This window comes from Arthrobacter sp. 05L417 (genome assembly GCF_056397865.1).
The window spans coordinates 15455-38927 of sequence record NZ_JBFTOG010000026.1 but is presented as its reverse complement, the minus strand read 5'-3'; the positions used below and the strand labels follow the sequence as shown (position 1 = coordinate 38927).

18 protein-coding genes are annotated in these 23473 nt (G+C 60.8%); 4 read left to right on the top strand and 14 right to left on the bottom strand.

All coding sequences use genetic code 11. The annotated features are described in order from the left end of the window. Positions 1–382: 382 nt before the first annotated feature. Genes AC1DJW_RS17530 through AC1DJW_RS17520 form a run of 3 tightly spaced genes read right to left on the bottom strand, consistent with a single transcriptional unit; the run spans position 383 to position 12239 of the window. Complete coding sequence (locus tag AC1DJW_RS17530; protein WP_476902021.1) at positions 383–4417, bottom strand: Eco57I restriction-modification methylase domain-containing protein; 4035 nt, start codon at positions 4415–4417, stop codon at positions 383–385. After that, positions 4414–7293 carry a helicase-related protein gene (locus AC1DJW_RS17525; protein WP_476902020.1) on the bottom strand — a complete coding sequence of 960 codons (2880 nt, stop codon included), beginning with the start codon at positions 7291–7293 and terminating at the stop codon, positions 4414–4416. The genes AC1DJW_RS17530 and AC1DJW_RS17525 overlap by 4 nt, the downstream gene beginning before the upstream one ends. Beyond that, positions 7290–12239, bottom strand: coding sequence for a DEAD/DEAH box helicase (locus tag AC1DJW_RS17520; RefSeq protein WP_476902019.1), 4950 nt, complete (start codon positions 12237–12239; stop codon positions 7290–7292). Before AC1DJW_RS17520 ends, AC1DJW_RS17525 begins: the two co-directional genes overlap by 4 nt. A 728-nt stretch (positions 12240–12967) precedes the next feature. Between AC1DJW_RS17520 and AC1DJW_RS17515 the strand changes: the two genes are divergently transcribed. From AC1DJW_RS17515 to AC1DJW_RS17500, 4 genes are all read left to right on the top strand, one after another. After that, the gene (locus tag AC1DJW_RS17515) at positions 12968–13123 is read left to right on the top strand and encodes a hypothetical protein (protein WP_476902018.1); all 156 of its coding nucleotides are present in this window, start codon (positions 12968–12970) and stop codon (positions 13121–13123) included. A gap of 218 nt (positions 13124–13341) precedes the next feature. Beyond that, positions 13342–14289 (top strand): DUF3560 domain-containing protein, encoded by a 948-nt coding sequence (locus tag AC1DJW_RS17510; RefSeq protein WP_476902017.1) that lies wholly within the window; start codon positions 13342–13344, stop codon positions 14287–14289. A 33-nt stretch (positions 14290–14322) separates the two neighbouring features. Then, positions 14323–14637 carry a hypothetical protein gene (locus tag AC1DJW_RS17505; protein WP_476902016.1) on the top strand — a complete coding sequence of 105 codons (315 nt, stop codon included), beginning with the start codon at positions 14323–14325 and terminating at the stop codon, positions 14635–14637. 137 nt (positions 14638–14774) lie between these two features. Then, positions 14775–15254: a hypothetical protein gene (locus AC1DJW_RS17500; RefSeq protein WP_476902015.1), complete on the top strand. Its 480-nt coding sequence runs from the start codon at positions 14775–14777 to the stop codon at positions 15252–15254. On the opposite strand, the gene AC1DJW_RS17495 is transcribed toward AC1DJW_RS17500, so the two are convergent. The 11 genes from AC1DJW_RS17495 to AC1DJW_RS17445 all read right to left on the bottom strand — a co-directional run bounded on the left by AC1DJW_RS17495 (position 15236) and on the right by AC1DJW_RS17445 (position 23447). Then, complete coding sequence (locus AC1DJW_RS17495) at positions 15236–15613, bottom strand: hypothetical protein (protein ID WP_476902014.1); 378 nt, start codon at positions 15611–15613, stop codon at positions 15236–15238. The genes AC1DJW_RS17500 and AC1DJW_RS17495 overlap by 19 nt on opposite strands. 3 nt (positions 15614–15616) lie before the next feature. Then, positions 15617–16372: a hypothetical protein gene (locus AC1DJW_RS17490; protein WP_476902013.1), complete on the bottom strand. Its 756-nt coding sequence runs from the start codon at positions 16370–16372 to the stop codon at positions 15617–15619. Between the two features lie 27 nt (positions 16373–16399). Then, the gene (locus AC1DJW_RS17485; RefSeq protein WP_476902012.1) at positions 16400–18097 is read right to left on the bottom strand and encodes a hypothetical protein; all 1698 of its coding nucleotides are present in this window, start codon (positions 18095–18097) and stop codon (positions 16400–16402) included. Positions 18098–18223: 126 nt separating this feature from the next. Next, the gene (locus AC1DJW_RS17480; RefSeq protein ID WP_476902011.1) at positions 18224–18436 is read right to left on the bottom strand and encodes a hypothetical protein; all 213 of its coding nucleotides are present in this window, start codon (positions 18434–18436) and stop codon (positions 18224–18226) included. A 200-nt stretch (positions 18437–18636) separates the two neighbouring features. Next, positions 18637–18876, bottom strand: a complete 240-nt coding sequence (locus AC1DJW_RS17475) for a glutaredoxin family protein (RefSeq protein ID WP_476902010.1) — start codon at positions 18874–18876, stop codon at positions 18637–18639. Then, on the bottom strand, positions 18873–19100 hold the full coding sequence (locus AC1DJW_RS17470) for a hypothetical protein (RefSeq protein ID WP_476902009.1): 228 nt from the start codon (positions 19098–19100) through the stop codon (positions 18873–18875). The genes AC1DJW_RS17475 and AC1DJW_RS17470 overlap by 4 nt, the downstream gene beginning before the upstream one ends. Then, a complete protein-coding gene (locus AC1DJW_RS17465; RefSeq protein WP_476902008.1) occupies positions 19051–19659 on the bottom strand; it encodes a hypothetical protein in 609 nt (202 codons plus the stop codon). Before AC1DJW_RS17465 ends, AC1DJW_RS17470 begins: the two co-directional genes overlap by 50 nt. Positions 19660–19777: 118 nt before the next feature. Beyond that, positions 19778–21004 carry a hypothetical protein gene (locus tag AC1DJW_RS17460; protein ID WP_476902007.1) on the bottom strand — a complete coding sequence of 409 codons (1227 nt, stop codon included), beginning with the start codon at positions 21002–21004 and terminating at the stop codon, positions 19778–19780. Positions 21005–21133: 129 nt separating this feature from the next. After that, positions 21134–21355 (bottom strand): hypothetical protein, encoded by a 222-nt coding sequence (locus AC1DJW_RS17455; protein WP_476902006.1) that lies wholly within the window; start codon positions 21353–21355, stop codon positions 21134–21136. A gap of 160 nt (positions 21356–21515) precedes the next feature. After that, positions 21516–22178: a hypothetical protein gene (locus tag AC1DJW_RS17450; protein ID WP_476902005.1), complete on the bottom strand. Its 663-nt coding sequence runs from the start codon at positions 22176–22178 to the stop codon at positions 21516–21518. A gap of 144 nt (positions 22179–22322) precedes the next feature. Next, a complete protein-coding gene (locus AC1DJW_RS17445) occupies positions 22323–23447 on the bottom strand; it encodes an EcsC family protein (RefSeq protein ID WP_476902004.1) in 1125 nt (374 codons plus the stop codon). Positions 23448–23473 lie beyond the last annotated feature (26 nt).

Below are 23473 nucleotides of genomic sequence, written 5' to 3'. Positions count from 1 at the left end.
GCCATGAGCAGCAGTGCGGCCAAGGACGCGGTGTTCCCTGGCGTATATTTCTGTTGATTCAGAGGGCGCAGCGCCAGCCTGAAGTTATCGAACTCAGCCACCGGGTCTTCGGCCACCAACAGATCCAGGATGGCGGATCTGACCTGCGAGGAATGGTCCCGACAGTCATCTACGAATGACATAACGAAAAAACTGTTCAACAGATTAGTTGCATAGATATTCTTCTTCAGCGATTCCGGCCACTCGGTCGAGTCAGCCTCGATGAGCTGCAACGTGTCCGCAATCCGCTGCGAATCTGCAAGCTTGTACTTTCGCTCCTCCGTGTCGAGGTCAAAATTGTCAGCTACTCGTCTGGCAAAACGGAAGAATTCATCCCAGTTGCTCATACCGAATCCCCCCTTGCAGAATGTCGGGATCCTTGGCCCGGAGGCGGATCAAGGATTGTCTGGTAATCGGTCCCGGAGTCACGGGCAGCCTGCATCGCGTCGAAGACCTCCAGGATGAGGCGCTTTGTACGGTACTCGCCGAATTTGGCCTCATCTTTTCGTTTGACAATTGAAAAGGTATCCAAAATGTACGCCGCGTCATGGCGGGAAACACCGTAGAGGTGAAAAAACGCGGCATCGATTTCACTTCTGAGCTCCGCTCGGCGTGAGGCGTCCCAGACGAACGGTGTCCCCTCATCGGCAAAGACATCCATGTCCCAAGCTGTATAGATAAGCTCTCTTATTCGCGTTGAAAGCCAAGAGGCAAGGTGTCCGTTTCCCCACGCGGTAAGATTCTCAAACGTTGACGGATTCAGAACTGCGAATTGCTTCAAATAGAAATAGTTCATGGTCACGGATGGCAATTTTTGGCGGGCAACGTAATCCAGAACGAAGGAGTTCATCGTCGCCATCAGTAATTCCCTCTGGCCGGTGGCAACAAAGTACAAGGGGAACTTGTTCCCCACGGCGGTGACCGGCAGTGCAGTGGACATCAAGGTCCGCTCGTTGGTTGCGCTCGTGATGTCCGCGAACCCGCTCAACCACCTACCAGGCACTGCCGGAATTTCCGTCGACGCAACCCAGTACATAGGTACAACGACTCTGTTCGGGTCAGCCTTCTCTGCATCTGTGAGGTAGCGAGGCTGACTTTGTCGCTGCACAGCTGTGGCGCTCCGAACGACATCAGCGGCTCGATGGTCGAAATATGTGAGCATTTTGGCCTCGTACAACGGCAGCATCTTCTCGGGATTGCCGCTGCTTGCGCGTTCGAAGATATTGCCGTTAAGGCTCCACCCGTCGCTCTCCAATTGCTCCCGGGTGTGGAAAAGGTATGAGTCGTTGGACAAGTCGAACATACGCATGAACGACACGCCCCACGGGTTGCCGTTGACCGGATCATTTTCGTTGACGAGCACGGGGACCCGGCGGTAAATACCGAGGGTGATTTCGGCATCGCGGCGCGTCCGGAAAATCGGCAATGTGCCGGTGTTGGGATTGATCAGCTTGATCTCTTCCGGCGTCAGGGAAAATTCGGAGACGCTGATGTCTGCCGGGTCGTGCAGGAAGAACGCGAACGATGGAGCGTCCTCATGGACAAGCCGTCCGCCCATGGTTAGGAGGCAAAACTTGAAGCTGCGGTGCACACCATAGAAGATTGGCGCGGTGTTTTCGAAGTCGTAGAGGGCCGCGAGGGAATTCGATTCCACAAGGTCTTTGAAGAAGAACTGCGTCGTGGCGTCTGTGGAGATGCCCGTCGGGACAATCACGCCTGACCGGCCCCTCGGTCCCGTCAAGCTGCGGAAAAGCTCTGCGAATACGGAGTAGGTGTTCACGTCACCGCGGCCGTTGAATGGGTAGCGGCCCGACGTGCGCATCATGGCGCTCTGGCCCTCAGCCCGGCGCTTTTCCGTCACGAATGCGGAGGAGAGAGTGGGGTCTTCCGTCGCGAGCAACTTGATTAGGCGCTGCCGGGCCGCAGCATTCGGCGCCTTGGCAATCTCCGGGTCCCGCGCAGCAAAAAATTCCTGTTCCTGGAGTTTCACTCGTTCCCAGGGCGGGTTGCCGAGTATGCAGGAAAAGCCGCCGGGCCAGCCTTCCGGACCGACTTCAGATTCGGAGGGATCTCCGAACACTTCGGGGAATTCCAGATGCCAGTGGAAGAAGCGGTAGTCCTGGGCCAGCTCGCGGATCTTGGTGATCGTGGGGGCATAGCCCGCGGCTTCGCCGGCATTGCCAAGCTGACGGACGACGGACGACGTCGGGGGCAACGGCGCATGCGAGGTCAGGGGCCATACGAAGGCCGCACACCACGCGTCGGCGTGAAGCCGCTCACGGCGCATGTCCTCGGACTCGTCGAATTCCGTGAATTCACGGGCTCTGACACGGGCCTCCTCCACAGTATCGACGGGCGAGAGCATCCGGTTGCGGGCGGAGATCAGTTTCTGGGCGCTGGCGTCACCGCCACCGAAGTTGAGAGCGTCCTGTCCCAGGTCGCCCAGGAAGGTCTTCTTTTTCTTGGGTGTCTCCGCGTGATTTCGTTTGCGCACTTCAGCGGCGTACTTTTTGTCGTCGCCTTCGATGTCCTTGAAGGCTTCATCGGGGACACCGCCCGCCAGCAGCGCCGGTGTCACGCCGAGAAGGCTATTGCCGATCTTGATCCGGGCATCAAGAAAGCCGAGGGGCTTACCGGGCTCCAGGGCCTCCAGCCAGAGAGAAACCTTAGCCAGCTCTGCTGCAAGATCGTTCATGTCCACGCCATAGATACATTGGCCAACCACATCGTGGAGGGCGTGCTGGATGTCCTGCGGTGTCGGCTCGTCCTCCCCTGTGCGCACCTCCGCCAAACGCCGGGCAATCCGCCGAGCGGCGGCAACCAGAAATCCTCCGGAGCCGCTGGCGGGGTCGCAGACGGTCAGGGCAAGCAGGCGTCGTTCGGCGTCTGCGTCGTCGTTGGCGTTTTTGACTGCGTCATCCAGCAACGGGTCCAACGCAGTGTCAAGCAGCGCCGACACCAGTTTCGGCGGAGTGTAGTAAGAACCAGTGGTCTTGCGTTCGTTGCCGGCCAGCCGTTCCATCGTGAACTCGCGTCTGGCGGTGTCGACCCGGGGAATGAGTTCGAGCAGTGATTCGTAGACGCTCCCTAGCTCCTCCGCTCCTAAGTGCCGGTAGTCGACAGGTTGGCTCCTCTCGTTGTTGGCCCGGACCCATCCGAGGGCGTGGATGGCTGCCAGGAAGTCCGTGTTTGCGAGTTCGGTTCCGAGCAGCAGATCGCTGTGTGGTTGGTCGTTCAGTATCCGCGCGCGGGGGTCAGGGTCGAAGAGTCCGCCGAGAGCCGGGATTGCGATGGCTGCCAGGCCCTGGCCGCCGAGCGCTTCCAGAACCAGCTTTTGTGTCTGCCAGAGGTCCGGGTGGGAGGTTCCTGCGATTTGGCGGGAAAGGCGGCGGACGCGCTGCGTGGAGAAGTATTTGGCGTACCGCTCGTGGGCCGCGGTGGTCGCTTTGGGGTCCAAGAGGGCCGAGCGGTCTTCGGCTACGAAGCAGAAGAGCAGACGATAGACAGTGCGCAGCAGCGCTTTGTGGAATTCACGATCCGGGAGTTCCCCAGAGCGCAGGGCCTCGACCAGCCAAGCGTTGGCCGGGTGCTTAAGATAACCGGCGCCCAGTGCACCGATGGCTTCCTCGACACCGTCGCGAAGCTTGTCCAGTGCCCGGGCTCCGGCGTCCACGGCCTCGCTGCGCCATGATTCCATCCAACAGTCAGCGGGCGAGACTTCCGGCCCGCCGCGCTTTTCCAGCCGTGACTGGTGGCAGACCTGCCAGAGAAGTTGGAATTCCGGATATAGCTCCGAATCGAAGATGGTTTCCAGATCAAATTCCAGATACGCGGAGCCGGCCAGGGCCGTAGAGTCCCGGAGCAGCCGGAGCTTGAGGCCGTTGCTGAGGATGCCCCAGAGGTACTCTTCGTTCTTGTTGAGGAATTCCTGGACCATGGACTGCGGCGCCCGGGCCGTGACTCCCGGGTTTTTCTTGTCCAGGTCCACGCGTGGACCGAGCAGGTGGACGGGCACGTAGGTCCAGATGTGCGAAATCGGGTACTCGGTGCTCTCGGCTGTCAGGGCGCCCGCAGTTGTTGGCACCTGGCCATAGCCAAGCTCCCTGAGCAGCACCAGCAGCCACTTTTCCCGGGCCGCGCCCGTCCCGGCGCCCCTGTTGCCTTGAGCGTCGTCAGCGGCTCTCCATGAATCCCAGGCGGCCCGGAGGTAACTCCAGCTTCTGGAGGCCGCGTCCCGTGGAGTCTCGCTGCCGGCCAAGTGGTATGACGCCGGCGCAAGGCTGCTGGAATCTGTGACTTCGTTGGCCTGGATGCGGCCCAGAAGCGCAGGCGGAACCACTCCGCCGACAACCCGGATGGCTTGGAATACGGTGCTCACTTCAATCCCCCACCGATGTTTGCCGGTCGATATACGTACACGCCGAGAATGTCCACGGGCAGATTAGGCTCGACGGTCAAACCCCGGACGCCCAGCTGGCCTGCCCTGTCACCACGGGCGGCCAATCGGACCTCGACATGGGCACGCCGGACTTCGTCGGCGACTTCCCTTGCTTTGGCGTCCAACAGCGGGGACAGGCCGCCCAAAGCGTTCAGGACATTGGACAGCATGTTCCTGGCGGTCTCTAAGGGTGTATTTCCGGCCGGTTTGGCTTCCAGGAGAGCCTCCACCGCCTCTTCATCCAGCCAGGTGGGGTTGGACGGCGGTCCCGTGAAGGCGATAACCCGCGCTTCTTCAGCCATGTCCGTGCGGTCCCCCAGACGTGCAGGCAAGACCAACTTCGTCCGGAACCGCACCAGTAATGCTGTGGTGAGTGATTCGACGTCATTCGTCGCGATAAGGCCGGCGCGGCGGGCTGGTCGTTCGGAATCGGGAAGTCCGGAATCCAGTGCCGAGTTCAGGACGTAATTGGCGGCCCCGGTGACTGACCGGTCGGACCGTAGCAAGACGGCCGAGTTGCGTGGCGCCGGGTAATCCACGACGAATTTCTTTACCGCGGCACCTCCGGCTATGGCCTGCCTCATGGCCGCCGGGACAGAAATCAGCCTGGCTTCAAATCCGTCCTGGTCGCCGTAGACTTGGGCGCCGGATTCCTCGAGAGCCGCTCGGACGAAGGACGCGACGTCCTGCGGTTCTCCCAGACTGCGTCGGGCGGCCGTTACGGCCTTCTCCACTTCATCGGGGTGGATGGCCGCCTGGGCGAAGCGGCCACGGCTTTCCTTCTCATGCTCTGCGCTGCTGCGCCACTCTTCTTCCAGTGCGGTGGCAGCGGTTTCGAGTCCCAGGTCAAGCTCAAGCTGGTCTGCGTCGTGACCGCGCATCAACAGGCCTTCCAGGAGCGCCGCGAGAACCTGGTCACTCTGCGGCGGAACGGGAACACTGATACCCAGGTCGCGGCGGATGCGGTCGTGCTTGCGCAGCAGAACGTCAAGGACAATGCCGTCGATGCCGTTGTCCTCGCCGTAGATGAGCAGGGCACGGACGACCTCGGCCGGCTGGCCGAAACGGTCCACGCGGCCCTCGCGCTGTTCGTGTCGTGTGGGGTTCCAGGCCAGGTCATAGTGGACCACGGCCTGAAATTCGTCCTGGAGGTTCACGCCTTCGGAGAGGCAGTCCGTCGCGATCAGGATCTTGTGCGTTCCCTCGGAGCGGTCCGCCAGTGAAGCAATCCGCGCGGCACGTTCCTCGGAGGGAAGTTCGCCTGTGACGACTTCCACTTCGAATTTCTTAAACTTTTCCCGGAGATAGTCCTTGACGTAATGGGCTGTCGGAATGAATCGGCAGAAGACAATGGGATCGAAGCCGTCGTCAATGAGTTTCTTCAGTTTTCTGGCGAGCAGTTGAAGTTTCGCGTCGTTTTCCGGTGACGCAGCCAGTGTTTCCGCGGTTCTGCGGAAGCCGTTGATCAGTGACTTTTCCTTCAGACGAACATCCAGCTCGCCGTGGAGGGCCCCGGGCGCCTGGTCAATTCCTTCGGTTCCGTCATCCTCTACCTGGTCCAGGACTTCGGCGGCGCCGCGCGCGTCAGCGGCCTGGTCGGTTTCTGATTGGTCGGAAACCGAACGTGTGCTCAGCGTTGCCGCCGCGGCTGCCGGCGATGATGCCATGGAGCGGAGGAGTGAGAGCGCGGACCACCAGCGGATTCGCTGTTCCAATTTGGTTCCGGACTTGTCCTGGACGCGACCACGGACGTATGCCAGAACGTCGTCGAAGAACGCCCGGTGCTCCGGGGCCAGCTTGTACGGTTCCTCACTGATTTGGCGGTCCTTGGGGAATTTGGTGTCGGAGTTCAGGTAGCGGCGGATGTCTGCGCGGCGGCGCTGGACCATGTAATCGGCGAGAAGCCGTCGTCCTGCCACGGTGGAGAGGTCCGTATGAATGAGCCGTTTGTCCAATAGCCCGATCAGGTTGCGGAAGGCGCCGTCATTGCCGCTGTGCGGCGTCGCTGTCACCAAAATGAGGTGCCGCGCGGCGTCCTCGGCCAGTTCGCGGACAAGACGGTAGCGCTGGGTGCGTCCGGACCCGCCCCTGCCGGCGTCGTCCGCGGCGACCCCGTGGGCCTCGTCCACGATGACCAGGTCAGGGGCCGAGCGTAGAAATTCGTGGCGGCGCGATTCTGATTTGATGAAGTCCGTGGACACGATAGTGAACTTGTGCCGTTCGAAGACTGACTGACCGTATTCCAGACCCCGTTCAAGGCGCCGGATGGTGCCAGGCAGCACGAGCTCGGCTTCGATCCCAAATTTTTCCTGAAGCTCGGACCTCCACTGTTCGGCGAGGCTCGGCGGGCAGAGGACGGCAAGGCGCTCCGCGGAGCCCTGCGCCAAGAGCTCGGCGGCGACCAATCCCGCCTCGACAGTCTTGCCGATGCCGACGTCGTCAGCGATGAGCAGGCGCACTGTTTCCTGGCGCAGAGCCAGCAGTAGGGGAACAAGCTGGTACGGGCGGGGCGAGACACCGAGGCTGGCCAGGCAGCGGAACGGGCCGCCGCTGGACCGGAAACCGATGCGCAGCGCATCACGCAGCAGTCGGGCGCTCCGGTCATCGCCAAGGTCGTCGGCAGAGGGCCAGCCGAAGGAAGCCGGGTCGACCTGTTCAATCCCTGGTAGAACGCCCGCGATCTCCTCATCCCGCCCGCCAAGAGGCCTCAGGACCAGCAGCTCATTGTCGCTATCGGGTAGGACCACCCATTCGCGTCCCCTGGCCCGGACCAGCGAGCCGACTGCGTACCGAATTTGTTCTGTCTCAGTGCTCAAGCGTCCACTCCAAAAACATCTGCATGCGCTGCCACCGCGGCAGCCAAGTCTTCATCCAACCCAATGCTGATCACATTCCATCCTGCAAAGACGAGATGGGTGCCGTCCCGCGGCTCCCCTGTCTCTTCCTGCACAATCACGGCCGTCGGCACCGACACATTGGAGGCTTCATATACGAGGTCCACAACCAGGTTGTGTACAACGTGCGCGATCCTGGCGGGCATTTGCAGGCCTCGCTCTTCCAGTAACCGAAGCAGGCCCCTCGCCCGGTGGCCAAGGTCTGCGACGCCGTCGGGAAGTTGCTGCGGTGCGCCCGAGAATGCAGGTACCTGGGCTACAGCATTGGTCGTTGCCCGGGCCATGTCCATCAAACCGTTTCGAATCAGCCGCCGATCAATTGATTCGTGAACCCGCTGATTACCGTATGACAACAGGCATCGGTAACAGCCGCGGACGCAAGCGTCTTCCGTGTCTTCACCCGTCTCCGGATCCACGTGAATGATTTCCAGAGCCTTGGTTGCAATCCTTGCCATGGCGCCTGGTTCAGACTGCAGCCGACGCAACACCCCGGCGCCACCTTCTGCGGCCTCGACCAGCAGCAACCTGCCCCGGAACTCTTTGTCGTTCAGTCGTTCACTGGCCAGTTCAGAGTCCTCGAGCTGGAATACTGCCTCGACGCCGCGTTCGATGGCGAATTGAAGTGTAGTTGCCGTTTCCTCGGTCATCGGTTCTGTCCAGCGCAGGACAGCAATGTTCCGGCGGTCTTCCACATATGGAGTGACCATCCTGCGGATTTTTGACGTCTCGACGGTGACGTCGTCCTCGTCGTCGTCCTGAGCGGGCTCCTCGTTCGCCTTCCGCTCGGAGAGCCACTCACCCGTGACCATATCCAGCCAGTACCCGCGTTCATTCTTGTTCTTGCGGTTGCTGCGTCCCAAGTTAGTAACCCGGACCGTTGTCCCGTCCCCGTAGATGACCGTGGCCAGCCGCTGGTCTCCAAGGTCGATCGTGGCGTCCGCCCGACCGGTCTTATTCCCGTGAGACATGAACCTGAACGTCGTGACCAGCTGGAAGCCCTGTCGGTTCCGTTCCTCCTCATCAGCGCTGATCCGCTCCCGGCGCCGGGTAATGACAGACTGTAGCTGCATCAGGTTGTCCCAGGTTCCACCAAGCGGCTGCCCGCAGGACTCGCAGACGTCCATGCCGGCCTCTCTGTCATGAAAGTAGCCGCACGCCTCGCAGATGCGGGCCTCCGACAGCACGACATCGCTGCTTCCTTCAGCCGATTCACCGCGAGGGAGACTGACCCGCTTCACCTGGTAGCGGGCGCCCTCATGGTAAATCAAGGAGCCCGGGCCGAATTCGCTGATGGCCAGGAAGCGCGCGCGTTGGAGCCAGCTGCTGTCCTTCCCCTGGGTGCCCGGAATGAACGCGGCCAGCGGGAGACGCGGAAATGAGTAGCCTGGCAGGAATCCTTCGGATGCCAGGTAACGGTAAGTGTAGAAATCTGTCTGACCGGCAGCATCACTGTCATTCAACAAAATCTCGACACGCTGCTGAGACTCAACATAGCGTCGTTTCGCGTCGTCGCGCTTCTTCCTGGTCGCCGACGCATCACTGATCGCCGCATTGGCTGCTTCCCTCTCAGCGACCGCGTTCCGGTATAATTCCCGCCACCGGTTACAGGCTGCATCGAAACTCTGTGGAGCTTGGTCGATTACCTTTTCGGACCAGTCAGGAGTCCACCACGACGTCGGTTCCAGCTCGGTAGCAAGGCCATCAAGCAGGGCCCGGGCCGATTTCTTGGCGCGCGCGGCCGCCTGCTTGTCTCCGAATATGGAATTGAAGCTGTCCTTCAACGGATATCCTGGCGCCCCCAGCTGGACCAGCCCGGACATGGATTGGCCAAGTCCCCCGCTTGTGGCGCTCAGCGCCTCCGCCATCCAGAGTGCGTGGACGTGGGAGCGAATCAGGTCCTCGTTAGCGAAATCCAGACGGGGCGGCTGGACCTGCCCCGCGACCATCAAGTCCGACTTCGCAAAGTAGTACGTGTCGTGGCTGTTGCCCGTGGCACAGTACGTCAACACCAACGCCGGCTGACCGGATCTGCCGGCGCGGCCGCTGCGCTGGGCATAGTTGGCAGGCGTCGGCGGGACATTGCGCATCGCAACAGCGTTCAGCGAGGCGATGTCAACGCCAAGTTCCATCGTCGGAGAGCAGAACAAGAGCGGAAGGTCGCCTGTACGGAATTCCGCCTCTCGGCGCTCCCTGTCCTCGGGACGGACCTGAGCGGTGTGTTCAGCGGCACGCAACCCACCCAACTGGGAGCTGGACTCTTTATAAAGGTCACGGAAGAACCTGATAACCCGAGGCTTCTTGTTTGCATCGAATTGCCGACGGACAGGATCCGGAGCACCTTCCAAGCCCGCACCGGCGTATAACCGCATGGAGGACAATTTAAGACGGTAGCCTTTGACTGATCTCTGGGAGACCTCGGTGATCAGCCCATGCTGGACGAGCATCTCAAACAGCGACGCAATGACCTCGTTGGTCTCCTCGATCTTGAGCTTGTGACCAAGACGCTCCTTCTTGCCAAGCCACCGCCCGAACATCCCACGCCCCGTCACCGTCAGCACATTGCGGGTGAATCCGGTCTTCTTGGATTCGGTCACTGCTAAGCCTGGGGTGGGATCCGGCTCCTTGTCCGAGAGTGCCCAGATGCCCTTGAGAAATTCGCGGCTTCTGTACCTCAGCTTGTCGAACTCGTCGACGTCCAGATCTGCAGCGTCGATGGCCAGCAGGCGCCTGAATTCGTCCAGAAGGACGGTGATGATTTCCTCGCGTTGACCAGGTGCGGACTGTTTCAAGAGATAGTGCGCGTTGTCCCACAGGTCCTGCCGCTGAGCCAGGAGCTTGGCGTTGGGGTAGGTGACCCGCATAAGACCCGTTTGCTCCAGGTTTGGCAACGTAATGCGCCAGCCTCGTTGGAGGTCCCTGACGGCCCGGTAGGTGACTACATGGTTGAGGGCCCGCTGAGCGGGTTTTGGATCCAGAGCCGCCGGCGCTTGGGCATAGTCGGCGGGTGCCAGTTTGAGGCTCTCAAGAAGAGCTTTACCCAGGTCCTCGGGATCCACCCCTTCCTCACCTGCTGAAACGAGGGCGTGGTAGAGAGCAGAACGAAGCTGAGCGACCTGCACGAAGTCATTGAGGTGGCCGGCCTGAAGGGAGGCATCCTGACGGTTGTCTACAAAAGTCAACAGCTTTCGGGCTTCCGGATCCAGGTCACTGGCGATCGGGCTTTTGAGAAGCTCGACCAGCTTCGAGGCAATGACCGTCATGGCGCTGCTTCGGCCTTCGCGGTCCAGGGTTACGAGCTTTGAGAATTCGTTGCTCGAGTTCGCTTCATAGGTGACGTTGCAGTGCAGGCAGAAGCCAAATGAACCGGAGATCCATGCGGCCAGGTGACCATCCGTGGCGTTGGTCGGAGTTTCCCTCTCTGCGACTCCATCGGGCCGGATCCGATACCGTTGGGGAATACGGCTGCGCTTGGATTCAATAACAGGGTGGCCCGTCTCCGAATCCGTCCGCCACGACGCCGGCAACCGGTCCTCCGCGATCGGGTCAGCAGGCCATTCCGGGGTCCTGGACGTAAAGAGATAACCATCCTTGCCCTCATCCTCTCGACCCGATTCGGAGAGCCGTAATTCATGTCGGGCCACAAAGCGGAACTGTCCGTCGTCCGTAGTGAGCCGGGCCATCAAATACTCTTGGCCACATTCGCGGCAGAACGCCAACGGGTACAGTCGACGCTCTGTCTCCCCTGGCAGGACAATCTGAAAATCGGTTTCGACCGGTCGTGTTTCAGGCGGTTCCACAGTTGTGTAGACAGAGCCGCCCTTGGACAGGAATTGGTGCAGACGAAAAGCAAATAGCGGCCGCCCCGTTTGCTCGTGCTTGGCCCGGGAACCCGCCAACAGCGTCGCACGGATGGCGGTTTCCGCAGCCTGCCTGCTCGTCGTCGTAGCCGCCGCCAGGTCTTCGGCAGCCCGGGAAACCGTCGTCGGCCTCGTCCTTATTAGGCGCCCGGATTCCGGTTCCTGCGCCAACCCGAACTTATCCTCGATCCATGAGGCTAACGGGTCGTTCTGCATTGGCACATAGCCACCGTCAAGAGTGGAGCTGCTGAACTCTGCTGTGCCGCGTTCCGCGACGGCATCGGCAAGGGCCGATGGACTGGGTTGCCGCACCGTTGTTGCCCTAACCAGAGATTCCGTGATGACGTGCTGTGGCTCAACAGTCGTGCCAAATATCCTGGTAGCGACATCTGCGACATCCTGTTGCTGCTCCAACACCGTTCCGCCTGATGACATCGTCGCCGATGTCCCGACGCACTGGAGGGTCGATTCAGCATTGCAGGCCTCGCGCACGCGACGGACCAGCATCGCAACATCCGCGCCTTGCCTGCCACGATAAGTGTGCAACTCGTCAAGAACCAGAAAGCTGAGACCCTGAGCGGCTTTGATCAGACGGGCCCGTTCATCGGGCCTCGTCAGAACGAGCTCCAACATGACGTAGTTAGTGAGCAGGATGTCCGGTGGGTCCGCCAGGATGGCTTCGCGCTCTTCACGACTCTCCTGCCCCGTGTACCGCTTGAAGGTAACCGGAGGTTTGTCGTCGTATCCGAAACTGAGAAACTTGCGCAGTTCCTCCCGTTGGCTGTTCGCCAAAGCATTCATAGGGTAAACAACGATGGCCTTGATACCCTGGCCGGAACCGAGCTCAAGGACCTTGTTGACGATGGGCACTATATAGGCGAGAGACTTGCCCGAACCTGTTCCGGTAGTCAGTACATAGGAAGCATTCCGGGCCGCTGTGCGGACGGCGTCGGACTGATGTTTGTGGAGACTTAACGGACGGGCGCCGGTGTCCTCCAACGACTTCTTCACTCGAAAGATCCGTTCACATTCAGGGTGAAGGAGTCCCTCCATGACCAACTCATCAATCCGTCCGCCGGTTTCAAACGAGGGGTTGAGTGACAGCCAGGGATCTGGCCACTGACGTCCTTCGTTGCTTTCCCGCGTGACGGCATCACGGATGCGATCATCTCGAATATCCACGAAACTTTCGCTGAAGGACTTATAACCCTCAATGAGACCGTCACGAATACCGAATGCGTCCATCTTTGGTCCCCCGGGGTTACAAGTACTTATCTCCTCCCGTAACCATACATATGTGGGCCGTCACAGACGCAAAGACATCGGCATAGCGGCCAGGCAGCTCGGGTTCGACCTGGTTCAAAGCCCCACGTTATCGAGGCCCACCGACAACAGCCCGCAACAGAGCAGATCACCCAATAACAGACAGACGGTGGCCGACCAACATACCCGGAATTCATCCGCGGACCGCCGCACTTCCGGCCGCACCCAGAGAAGGCCCTTCCGGGAGACCCAGCGAAGATCGCCGACCCACGCCACGACTCTCTTGTGGCTCAAGAAACGCGGCGTGGGCGTACGGACCCTGGCCGATCCTCTGGCGATCGACACCGCCGAGCCCGAGAGCCTCACGTCCCAGCTGGCGTTCCTCATGCTGGCCCTGTTCGGGCAGATGGAACGCACCTACGCGGCTGAAAGGCGGTGCATGCACGGGCCACGGCCGACGCACAGGCAGGCCGTCCGTGGCCGATGCGGACAAGCTCGACCACGCTGCCCTGTTGCGGGCGTCCGGCTCCTCCATGCGGGAGATAACCGCCAAGACCGGCAACTACAGCTACACCCCGGACATACAGACCGCCACCATCACCAGGGGCGGGATCACCAGCACCCACATGTGAGCCCGGGCATGTCGTCACAGGCAGGAGGTCGCGAGGCTGATTCGGCTGTCCAAAGGCTCTGTGGGTCGACACTCTAGGCAGTGCCGGCCCCTGCCTTCGGGTCCAGCTCCATGCAGGGGCGCGATGACACACCTGATCTCTTATCGCCACGCTGTTGACAAAGCTTCAAACAATGCCTAGTTTGTTAATATCAAATAAACAAACTGAGGCGGGTTTTCATGTCTTCGCTTTTCCTTACCCATACTCCGGCCGAGGGTACTTTGCTTGCAGGGACTTCCCGCGGGGACGGTTCTGCAGCTGTTTTGAAGCGGCTTGGCTGGCGGTGGTCACGTCAGATGGAATGCTGGTACATCCCGGACAGCCGGGACCGTCACCCGCAGCAGAATCTCATCAACACGACCATTGCCCGGGTTGAGGAACTGGGCATGGCGGTCGATGTCGACGTTACGCCGGGGCTCCGGTCCGCGAAGGAGGTCGAGCAGGACCGTGAAGCCCGGTCCGCGGCCCGCCTTGAGCGGCTTCAGGCCGGTGCCGCACGGTCCCGGATAGAGGCCGGCCACGCATCCCGGATGGCCACCGAGGTTGCCGGGCGGATGAGCACCCCGCAGCCGGTCCTTGTTGGCCACCATTCCGAGAGTGCAACGCGCCGTCACTATGACTCCGTGACGCGCAGCTCCCGGGTCGCGGTCGAGGCAGAGGCGAAGGCGGCGTCGGCAGAGTCTGGCATGCGGGCAGCTGAGGCTGCGCTGCAGCGTCGGGATGATCCGGCTTATGTTGGCCGCCAGGTCTTGAAGCTTGAGGCTGACATCCTCGGCGTCTCGCGCCTGCTGGGGGGCAGTTCCCGCAAGCTCAGCAACGGAACCATCGAGACCACCCCGCCAGCCGCCGGACAGATCCGCACAGACCTCGAAACCCAATTGGGGTCGTTGGAAGACTTCCTCCGTTACTGGAAGTCCCGGCAGGAGACGCTCCGGGAGGCTGCCGGGATCCCCGCATTGTCCAGGGAGACCGTCATGGCTGGTGACACCGTCAAGTACGACGGCGTCTGGTTCAAGGTGTTGCGGGCCAATGAGAGGACCGTGACGGTCTCGCTGGGCAGTAGTGGCTCGGTGCGCTATTCCTACGGGTGCATCCAGGACCATCGCCGCGCACCTGCAGGGTCTTGATCCGGCCGTTACCGCGGGGCTTAGGGGGTGAAGATGAAGCGATGGATCCTTTGGACACAGACGACCACCTACGTCAGCGATGTGCAGGTCACGGTGTCCCAGGTTGCCAGATGGGCTGCTGGATCCGGGATCCTGCGATCCAACGGCCCGGGGGGTTCACAGGAGCATCCGAGCCCCGCTCAGGTTGAACGGATGATGGCGGCCAACGAGCAGTTCAGCGGTTTCATCACAGCAGCGTATTGCCGGGATCTTGGCTTGCTTCGGGGCCTGGATGCTTCCGTGTTGAGGATCGGCGCACCCAACATCCGGCCCGGAAGGGATGAGGACCTGGCGCCCGTGCGGGCTTGATCTGACAGTCCCTTCCCGCACGGGCGCCAAACCAAACGCTATTGACACATTTTCGGGCAGCAATCTAGGGTTGATTAACGTCAGATCAACAAATTCAGCTATCGCCAACATCAGCCAGGAGCTGAGGAGAGAACACCATGAGCACACCAGAGACCCCATCGCCTCTTGAAGAACTGGCAACGGCTGGAACCGCTTACAATCTCGCCAAGGAACGTCTGAAGGCTCTCCGGGCTCGGCGCTCCGTCTTGGTGGCCCAGGGCTTTGAAAACGGGATCCAGGCAACCGAGCTGGCCGGCCATGCAGGGTTGTCCCGCCAGAGGCTTTACCTGGTACGTGATCTGGGGATCAAAGAGCTCGAGGCCTCCGGGGAGCGGTTGGAGATCTCAAACGAAGAATTGCTGAAGTCCCTGATGGGCGTGGCCGCGCAACTGCCCTCCGCCCTGGAGGCAACGGACAAATCGCTGGTGGAGGCAGAACGGCTTCTGGCCATCGTCGCGGAAGCCGGCGGGACGCCTGTGAAGGAACTTGCCCGGCTGGCCGGGGTCACACCGGAACAGACCAGAAAGGTCCGCTTGAAGGCAGGCGTCAAGCCGCGCCGTTACGCCTCTTCGGCATGACGGCGCGAGGATATCGGCGGCCGGCCGGGCGCTCCGATACGGGCCATTTCCCTGGCGAGACTGTATTTTCTGACCTCGGTAGTGCTCCATAACTTTTCCGTGACCACAGCCTCCGGGAAAGCTTTGTCCCGTGCCATCGTCACGCGGGTGGCGCCGATACTGCCCAGCCCAAGAATCAGGCGGATGCCTTCCGTGTTCACCAAGCCCTTCACGCTCGAAGGACCCAGACCGGCTCCGTGAATCTTCGCAACGAGGGCGCGGATGTTCTCCACCAGCTCGGTGTCCTGACAGTAATCCAGATCATCAACGCCGTAATGCTTGGCGATCACCGCGGCAAGCTCGTCATTGCGTTTGTTCATCGATCAACGCCTCCTTCGTCTTCTGCGTGTTCCTGCTTCGTCCTGGGCCTTACGAACAGGCTTGGTCCTGGTCGCGTTGAACACCGTCATGGACACCGAAACGATCGGGGATTTCTTCACATCGAGCTCGAGGTACCTTTCCTGGCTCTGGGAGACAAGCCAGGAAGTCATGTCCCCGCCATGCTCGTCTCTGACATCGGCCAGGATGTCCGAGGCGTGGTAACCGGATTTGGAACCTATGTCCATAATCCGGCCCCGCCCGTCCGCGGTACGGTACACAACCTGGAGCTTCACGCGCTTGTCCTTGTGCGCCTGTTGCCTGGTGATCCCCGCCAGTTTCCTCTTCAGCTCGTTGATACCGGCCTGCCGGCCTTTCGCCCGAGCCGTTTTGGGCATCTCGACAACGTGCTGACGTCCGCCGTCGGGGAAATCAGTGGTCGTGGTCGTGAAAGCACCACGCTTAGGCAACGCCTTGAACGCGCCACCGGTCTCCGCCGGCACCACCGTTTTCTCTTCCGCCCCCGTTTTGGCACGCACCGGAACAATATGGCCATCCTTGCCACGGCGACGGGCAGGCATGTGCGTAACCTCGCCACGGTCATACAGCTCCGTCAACGACTGCCGGTACGCCTCACCGCGGCTCTGCCCGGTAGCCACCTTCCTCAACATCTTCTCCGACCGCCCCAAGCGCTCACCCATCTCCTTCCAGGTGTACCCATAGGTCGCCTTGAGATGCACGACGAGCTCCTGAGGAGTCATGTCCCTGGGATCATTTGCAGGCATGCGTCAGTCCCCCGGTGCCGAGAATTCAGCGTCAAAGAACGCCGAGTCGGTCCCGGCCTTGACCGCCCTGACACGCAGCCTGTTCCGCTCATCCTTCGTCACCGGCGTCTTGACGTTCTCCAACACGCCCTGAAGACGAAGCCGCCCGACCTTCCCGTCATCGCCGCCACCATAACCATCCGGTTTAGCCCACTCAGGAATGTGCGTCGTATAGATAGCGTCACCGTTGATCCCGATCAAGCTGCTGGCCGGAACAGCCAACGCCCCCGCCGTATTGGCCCCCAAAGAACTTGGCCCAAGCAACACCTTCGCCCTGCCCCGCGCCCACACCTGCACAGCAAGCTCCGGCCGGTAATAAGGGCGCGTCTGCGACGACTCGGACGTCGGCACCCGGTAAACGAAAGCCTTGCCCTCACGCTTCATCGTCGACAAGAACTGCGGCGGAACATCCTGCGGGCTCCAGGCGATCACCGTAGAAGTCCTCCCCCTGGAAGCAAAGGCACCAACAGTCTGGATCATGATGGCGCGCAAAGCAGCGCTCACCGCACCCTTGATGACCGTCGGCATCTCCGGATCGGCATCAACATCCTCACGGATCCGGATAATGCGGTTCGCGAACGTGTCCAAAGGCCGGATCGCGACGTCCTTCCCGTCCTTGTTGACCCGCCTCTTCACAAAAGCCACAGACTCAAGCGGATCCAGCGCCCAACCAGCCGCCCTGGCAACATGCAGCTCGGCCGTATCCGCCCACGTTTCACCGATCGCTCCGGGCCGGTTCGGGTAGTACCAACCGTCCTCGACCTTCTTGTGCTGCACACCCAGAAGCCCGACATGGTTCCAGTTATCAGGAACCTTGAAACGAACCAACACCCGCGCCCGGGCATACGGGTCACTATTGAGCATCTCGAAAGTATCAGCCCGGTTCAACCGGATACCGGGACCAATCCCCAACTCACGACACAACGAGGCATACATAAAGCGCCCATCAACATAAGCGAACGTATCAAGCCTCGGCGACTTCACCGGATCCACCAACGGAACACAATCCCCATGCGCCGAAAAATCCGGACCCGCCACCAAATGCTCAAGATGGTGCTGCCCAGAAGTACGGTGAAGCTCCTCCGCAATATCAGCAGTCACCGGCTCAGGATCCAAACCAAAAGGCAAAGACGCCGCCCAAAGATTCGTCCCCGAATTCGCCGGCGTCTTCCCCAAACGCTGACCATCAAAAGCCTCAGCAATCATGAACGCCGTCGCATCCCACGCCTGACGCGCCTGCTCAGGACTCAACGGCGTATTACCAAACCACTCCGCCGCCGTCTTCACCTCAATCCGCTGCGCCACAGCAACACGCTCAAACCGCCCAGTAACAGGCGTACCCAACCAATGCCCCACAGGCGGAGCACCATCCTTATCCACCCACCCCGCATTCCACCCCGGAGTCTGAACCAAAAGCCAATGCCGCACATCCCGCTCATTAGCCGGAACATTCCCCGTGAACATGATCCGCTCAGCCCCAACCGACGCAGCCGTATCCAACATGTCCTGCAAATTCGGATTCTTACGGCGCTCGCCGATTTTGGGGGTGACGGCTTGGCCGTTGGAGAGCACGCCGCGGCCGGTGGTGTAGTCGGCCCATAGTGTGGGGATGGCCTTGAAGTTGTATGGCCGTGGTCGGTACCGGTATTTTTCTGAGCTCACGCCCCGCCGCCCTTTTGTTGATCTGACACTAACAAAATAGTAGTTGGGTGTTAGGTGAGAGTCCAGCCCAACTGTGGCCTTGGCTCCTTTTCGCCCCTCGCCGACGTGGTGCTCCACGGTCTTCGTCTATCTCCTCCTCGAGTGGCGGCGTAGGAACCACGCCACGGCGGCGAAGCCGACGACGGCCGCTCCCACCCACCCAAGTACCGGGAATTCGTGGAACAAGAAACGGGCCGTCTGGTTCATCGCGGCCCAGATGAACGAGTGCAGTATCCAGTCAAAGGGGCCGGATCCGTGAGATGAGCTGTGGTGGATGGTCTGCATGAGTGCTAAGGGCATGGTCTTCACTCTCCGGTCCGTTGCGACGCCTTCAGGGCTTCATTGACTGTGTATCCGGGCAGATATCCGTGGTCCTGGATGAGCCGGGCCAGTTGGTCGACGTCGTTGTTGCGGTTAAGGAGGGTTGTTTGGGCATGGTCCCGTGCGGCTGTGATGATCCCGTCGAAGGAGAGTGCTGCGCACCTTTCGCGCTAGCTCATCTATGCCGCCCTGACTGAAACGAGGGATTCCATACGTTCAGGGTCGAAGCCTTTCCAGTGCTCTTCCGTGTCCGTATTGATCGTCACAGGCGTTCCGGTATAGCCAAGGCTCTTGATCCGGGCCAACGCCTCAGGGTCCTTGGTTACATCGAAGATCCGGTGATCGATCCCGAGTGGTTTGGCCTGGGCTTTGAGTCCGACGCATGGTCCACAGGCCGGGTGGGTGTAGATCTCGATCACCGTGCCGCCTCCTGGCGCTTGGCGATGATTTCGACGTCGTCGGCGACCAGGACAGAAATGGTGTGCATCCGGGTGTTGATGCGGTCCTGGATCCTGCCCAGCACCCCATAAAGGGGATGGGTGGGGTCTTCTCCGCTCGGCGTCGGCGGCAGGAACTTCCGGTATTGGTCCAGCTCATTGCGGTCCTCGTCGACCTCGAGCAATAGCCTGGCCGCGGTCTCCACAGAGGGTGTCCTCCCGGACCCGCATGGAACGATAAGACTCAACCAGGTCTCTGGACTCCTGGCTCAACTCCGTGAGCAGGAACACCGAATCAAGATAGCGGCCCCTCTCCTTGACCGCTTTCTCGGCATCGTCACGGATCCAGTCCGCACGCCACTGCCTGCACTGGCTCGCCACAACATAAACCACCGCGACGAACCCCACGATATGCAACGGCGCCTCCCGCACCATGCCCCACAACCGGGGCCACATGATGCCGATAGCAAGCCACCCCAACCCAGCCACGACCAGGAAAAAGACAAACCCGCCGAACTTCGCCGCGAGACCAGTCTTTAACGGCCCAGGAAAGACCAACTCCGCAAACGTCCGGGCCAGAGGACGAAGAACCCCCACGGGGATATCCCTCATCCCCGGATCGAGAAGAACATGATGTTCCGTCCACGACGGCTCACCGGCGGCAACCCAATTCCTATGCCCTGAGTCCTTCCGGGCAGCCTCAAAAAGCTGCCGTTCGAACCGGCCCCTAAGGGTCGCTTCCTCTTCCTGCGGTGTCCTGGGCATCTGATGCTCCCTTGGCAATGGGCCGACGGCCGTTTCAGTGTCACCGCATGTAGGTGACCGCACCACCGGTTTTACAAAGAAAACAAGGGGCCCCAACCACTGGCCAGGACCCCTCCCGTCAACAAAGCCCCTTCGGAATCCTCGCCGCCTTCTGAACCGCATACGGACGCTCCGGCTGCGACAACCACCCAGGATCCCCACGCCGAAGAACCCTGTCACCATCACGCATATGCGGCCCTGCATTCGTCCACGTGTTCTGCCCCCTCGTCTCACAGAACAACGCCAACCGCGCTTCCTTCGGCAAACACGACCTATGCGTCCACCAAGCCCGCTTCTCCCCCTCAGGACCGAACATCAACCCATCACCATGGGCAATCGCATCATGCACAGCCCGAAACACATCATTCAACGGAACCTCCCGGATCCCCCCACCCCCGTCAGGTACCACCACAGACCGCGCCATGGGATGCCCCGAAGGCAACGCCCCCACCGTCGAATCCGAAACCTTAGTCCGGAAATAGAACAAATGCCTGTTCTCCCTCAGATCAGCCAACATCCCCGCCGAATCCTCATAAGGCTGCTCACTACTCCCCGAAAACCACGGCTCAAAACTAAAACCAGCCTCAACAAAGTCCACATACTGCCCCCGGACATGCTTCTCCAAAGACCGATAAGAACGCCGAACCACCGGATCCCCAGGATCATGAACCGCCGCCCCATACGCCTTAGCCGCGGCAACACCATCCAACTCAGTCATATGCGGCAACCCCGGCCGCCCCATGAAGCCATGGCGCTCGCGGTAGCGTTGGCGGATTGCTTGGATCTCGCGGATTGGTGAGTGGGGTGAGTAATCGGTGTTTTTCTCAATGAATTCGGCCCGCACAGGGGTCCATTCCGGCTGGCCATAGCGGCGTTGGATGGCGTAGAGGGCCAGTTGCTCGGGTTGTCCTGCAGTTTGGAGGATCTGGAGTCTGTCGTCGACGACCCGGCCGCCTGGGATGCCTGCGAGCCTGAGGGTGTCGAGGGCGTCTTCTGCGTCGATGTTTGTGTCGCCGCCGAAGGTGTACATGCGGTCCGGTCCGGTTTCGTCAACGAAGGCGACCATGACGGAGTCCTGGTTGTAGCGTCCGGCAAGTTCTCCTGCCCAGGCTCGGATGCATTCCTCGTCGCCGCGGACGGTGTAGGCGCCTGCGGGTTCTGCTTCGCCTTCCCAAAGTCCATCCGCGGGTTTGTCGTCGAGCATCTCGATCTGGTGGGTTCTTCCTGCGTTGCGGATGGTGTCGTCGTACTCTCGCCATTCCTCCGAGGCGTAATAGGACGGTCGAGAGTCAAGAGACAACAGCACGGCGCTTTCGGGCCTGAAGGGTGTCGCGCCGATGTAGGCGACAAGTTCACCGGCAGCTGCGGCCGCGATGCTGTTCGGGTCCTTGCACTGGTATCCGCCCCGGGGGTGGCTCTTGGGCCGGCACATGTCCTAGGCACCCCCGTTGTCGGGGGCCGGCAGGAAGGCTATTGCATCCCCGGGCTTCAGATTGCTTCGTTGCCCGATCTCGTCGACCTCAACAGCCTGAGTGACGGTTCCGTTCTTAATGTCTTTGAGCAGCTGGACGAACTCGTCCTTGCTCATCTCTTTCGGGTCTTTGCCGAACTGGGCAGCGATCTTCCCGGCATCATCTATGTTGTCGTTCATGGCCATGGTGTCCTCCTTTCGTGGCGTAGCAGGTATCTGTGAGTCTTCTTAGGACCTGCTCCGCTGTCGACGCCTGTTAAGGCATCGTCGGCAGGTGTAGGTATGTCTGTATCCGGTTTTGCATGTCGGCAGGGCGGGATTCGAGCGTCCGGTCGACTTGAAAAGGTCAGGCGCGGTGCGGTCGTTTGGGTTCGGGGGTGAGCATTGCCAATGAGCCTTCCAATGGGTACAGCCCGAATTGTTCGTAGATAGGAATCAGCCCGCGGTCAGCGGCGATGCAGGAGACCAGCGCCCCCTGGGGTACTTCCTGGTCAAGGACTGCGGCCAGGAGCTGCTGGGCTGATCCTGGGCTGGCGTTAAGTCTCCGCGCGAGCTGGGTGTAGGTGTATACCGGCTGGTCATCCGGTAACGCCGCGAAAGATCGTTTCAAAACACGTTCGGCCTCACGCGCTTCCGACCTCATCATCCGTTTGATGGCTGGACCCATGGAGCCGAACAGCAGAAGCATGCCGGCTATAGATGCCAGCACCGACCCGGTGAGAAGAGGAACCACGAGAGAAACCATGAGCACGGGAAGGACCAGCACAACCGAAGCGATCAGCCTGGAACGCAGCTGCGATTCCCGTTGATCCGCAATACCGACCATCACAGTGCGCTCTTTATGGAAAAGACCCCCGTTGATCTGCTGCCCCAGGGTCGCAGTGAGTTGGATCAGGTATTCCAATGCGGCACGGAAGGGACGGTCGCGCCCGCTCTGACGTGTGAACGCCAGAGCGGAAGTCCATGCCAAAGCCGGGACATCACACAAGCGTGCTTTCATGGCAATCATCAAAACCCCTCCCAATTAGTTAATATCATATCAACTAATTATTTATGGTCCCAGACCGCAGTTGACGCTGCCACCACGGCCAGGAATCTCGATTTCCCAGGCACCGGGGATCGGGCGAAGAATCAAGCGTCGGATCTGCTCTGATCAGTGGAGGTCGGGTCCACCTGCCTCGGCGATTTCACCGAGAATGCTGATCTCCTCGTCGGCGTCGTCGGGCCCCTGCTCACCGACATCCGGAAACGACCCGGGCACTTCCTCGTCCGCGAGGTGTGGGTACTTCTCAAGGAGGAAGCGGCGCCGGTACGCGATGTCGGCGGCGTCAACGATAGCTTCCAATGTGGTCCAGTTGAGGGTGCCGCCAACAAGGATCCCGACTGCGGGTACGACCTTGCCGAGCCCTTGCTTGGTAAGGCGAAAGGCGAATTTCTCAGCGAACCGCTTGGAGACCTGAGCAACAACTGACTTGTCCAGGACAGCCCAGGCCTTGCCGCGAACGAGCGCTTGGGTGAGCCGCGAGATATCGGCCATCGCGGCGGACTTCGCGCTGGCCGACATCGCCGTCCCCGCATTGACGACGGACATCACAAAGAACTTCTCACCAGGGAATTCAGGATCGTAGCCGTGGAGCAACGAGACATGGCCTACGGCCCGAGACGCGAGTCCGAGAACGACTGCCGCGTCGCCAGCGAATGCGCCGAAAACCGCAGCGCTCGAAGGCGCTGCCGCGGCGCCTGCGGAGACGGCAGTGACAAGTTCGCCTCCTGAAATCACAAGCCCTGCGCCCGCTCCCGAGAGTGCGGCTGTGATCGGGTAGCCCCAGTTTGCTCCTCGCCCACGGACAGCGTCGATTTGCTCGAGGTCGAGGCGGCGCAGATCGGAAAGCGATGCAACATCGTGCCCGTGCTTCTGGTGCTTCGCTACTACCCGTTTGGATGAAAGTCCCACCCGCGAGACCCGACCCACGGTCTGACGCATCGAGGCAAAGGCAGCTCCGCTCCAGTCGGCAATGGCGTCGGGGACGGCATCAGCGGTTTTACGAGCTCCTTTGCCGAGGGCGTGAGCGCCCTTGGCAACGAATTCTTGACCCTGGGAGACGGCCGATTGGGCCCGCGGGTGGTTCTCCAAGTACTTTGTGGCACGTTTGCCGAGTTCCGCGGCGCCCATCGCCGCCTGCTCTCCGGCGTTTCTCATCACTCGTGACAGCGGCCTGCCCGAGAACCGTTGAATGTCACGCCATGCCGTGAGCTCGTAGTCCGATGGTTCAGTCATACCCGCGAGTGTAGCGGCCCTAACCG